The 2,229-nt window shown below is 39.2% G+C and carries 2 protein-coding genes; one reads left to right on the top strand and one right to left on the bottom strand.

The features are described from left to right. On the top strand, window positions 1-180 hold a 180-nt coding region (locus BMX11_RS24620), incomplete at its 5' end, for a hypothetical protein (RefSeq protein WP_217643913.1). A 217-nt stretch (window positions 181-397) separates the two neighbouring features. Here the strand turns inward: BMX11_RS24620 and BMX11_RS23985 are convergent. Continuing rightward, the gene (locus BMX11_RS23985) at window positions 398-1,315 is read right to left on the bottom strand and encodes a lysophospholipid acyltransferase family protein (RefSeq protein WP_090890138.1); all 918 of its coding nucleotides are present in this window, start codon (window positions 1,313-1,315) and stop codon (window positions 398-400) included. Window positions 1,316-2,229: the final 914 nt, after the last annotated feature.

Raw genomic sequence — 2,229 nt, 5'->3', positions numbered from 1 at the left:
TCCGGTAAAAAATGTATTTTTGCGCATGGTTTATTTTTAAAGCTTGAGAACTTCAAATCTAAACTATGTAGGGGCTTTGGCCCCTATTTTTTTCCCTTTTTTTCCAGTTTACCGGACAACCCTGACCCACAGCTCGCAACTCGTAACCCATTGATGCCCTATCCGGCGAAATGCTGCTAGGCCGGAGAACGTACTTGGGAAAGAACTGTTGGGTTTGAACGGAAATTAGCATTGTGCAGACCACCTCAACGCCCGTCATTCCTTCGCTGGGGGGAATCTTAATGCGGATTTAGGAAAGGGATTGTATTTCCGCTAGCTTATGATAGGCTGAAGCACTTAAATTTTCTTCTATGGCTTATATGATTGGAATTATTACATTTAAATCCTCACCAGTCTGTTAACCAACAGGAACACTATCTGAGAAAGTCTGTTTAATTGCTGAGATGGTTGGTTTATACTTCCATCTGCGATGACTCCATAACCAGTATGCAGGTTCTTCCCTGATCAAGTCTTCTAACAAACGGGTATGCATTTCTGTGATTTCGAATTCCTTAGTCTCGGCTGGAGCTAGACAAACCGGGATACAATCTACCTCATAATAACCTCTTTTGACATAGCTGGTTTTGAGGTAAAACACAGGCCTATTGGTTTTTCGGGCTATTTTTTCAACGCCCAACTGAATAGCGGCATCTTGATGCAAAAGTGTTGTCCAGTATTGAGAATCGTCTTTTGAAGGTGCCTGATCGCTACCAAAAGTAAATATGGTTAGTTGCTCTTTACTGGCTTGAATTGTTCTGAGGGTTTGGCGCATGGATACCATCCTATTTCCAAATTTACTTCTCATTTTTAAAAACCAGTTATCAAAAGACTTATTACTTACCGGTTTATAAATGGGATAATGCTGCGCTGAAAAAGCCATACCAATAGCCATACATACCCATTCATAATTTCCATAGTGTGAAGAGCAAAAAATTACGCTTTCATTATTATTGAGGTATGCTTCAACGAGATCCCTATTTTTAAACTTTACCCTTTTTTGAAGCTGTTTTTTAGAAATACTTTTTGCCTTTACAACCTCCAGTATTAAAGCAGCCAGGTACCTGAAAAAAGTCTTTTCTATGGCAATAATTTCGGCTAATTTTCTTTCAGGAAGTGCATTGCGCAAATTCTCTCTCACCACTTTTTTACGATACCCAAAAACATGATAGATGAGCAGATACAAGATATCAGCCAGAATGTATAAAAACCCTAAAGGCATGATTGACAATGCTGTTAACAACAAAATGCCTAATTGGTAAAGACGCTTGGGGATCATTTGAGGTATTTTGGTGCAAAAATAAGAAGCTATGTTTAAGTAATTATCATGTAATCATTGTTTTAATTTTACAACCACAGATTGTGAGAAAATGATGACATTACGTTGACTTGGATAGGTCAATTACAACCAAAGAGTTGGGCCTGTAGCCAAAAGAAGATAATAATAGCCTATGATAAAGCCCCGCTACGATTACTCCTAGCGAGGCTTTTCAAAATAGTCTAATCGAAGTGAGTCGATTGATGGGGCAATATAGGGGAAAACGAGTGGTTACACTCTATTTCTATTCATTATGTAAACTATTATGTAAAGCTGTGTAGTAGTTATTACTAAATGAAAGGCAGATGGAAATGATTGCTTTTTCTTCACTCCCAGAGGGCTCTTACCCTTTTCTTGATAGAAACATAACCAAACCGAGCTTTTCTAGTTGTAGCGTTTTACTTACAGCCTTTCATTCCTTCTCTTTCAGGAGAGGGATTGCATTTGCTTTGCCAAAGTACTGGCTCTGATGGGCTGAGGTACTTATATTTTCTTCTATGGTTTAATCTTTTTTAGGATTAAGGGAGGTAGATTCATTGTAATAACCACCCCTCCCTATTCACGTTCCATCCGCACCCCCTCCTTGAAAAAAGGAGGGGAGTTGCGATCGCCCAAACCTTCTGGAAAATTTTCCGTGTGTTCTGTGTTTCCGTGGCTGAATGCAAGTGATTTTAAACTACCGGTTGGTGTGCCACAGACCAGATAATTCTTTTCTAGTTGTAGTGTCCCTCTCTAGTTGTAGCGTCTCGCTATGACTTAATAATTTCTTATTCTTCGCCGCCAGAAGGGCTCTTACCTTTTTCTTGAGTGGCCGTTGCACAACATTAACTAATCATCCCAACCTTTTATGTCTCTGGTTCATTTGTTTTCAGTTT

This window comes from Pedobacter rhizosphaerae, assembly GCF_900111155.1.
In the GTDB taxonomy this organism is placed as follows: Bacteria; Bacteroidota; Bacteroidia; order Sphingobacteriales; family Sphingobacteriaceae; genus Pedobacter; species Pedobacter rhizosphaerae.
Note: the sequence above shows the minus strand (reverse complement) of the source record. Positions and strands in the feature narration are given on the sequence as shown.

What these genes read in the sequence shown, in the direction of transcription:
- BMX11_RS23985 (WP_090890138.1), bottom strand. Translation starts at nt 1,315, where the DNA reads ATGATCCCCAAGCGTCTTTACCAATTAGGCATTTTGTTGTTAACAGCA.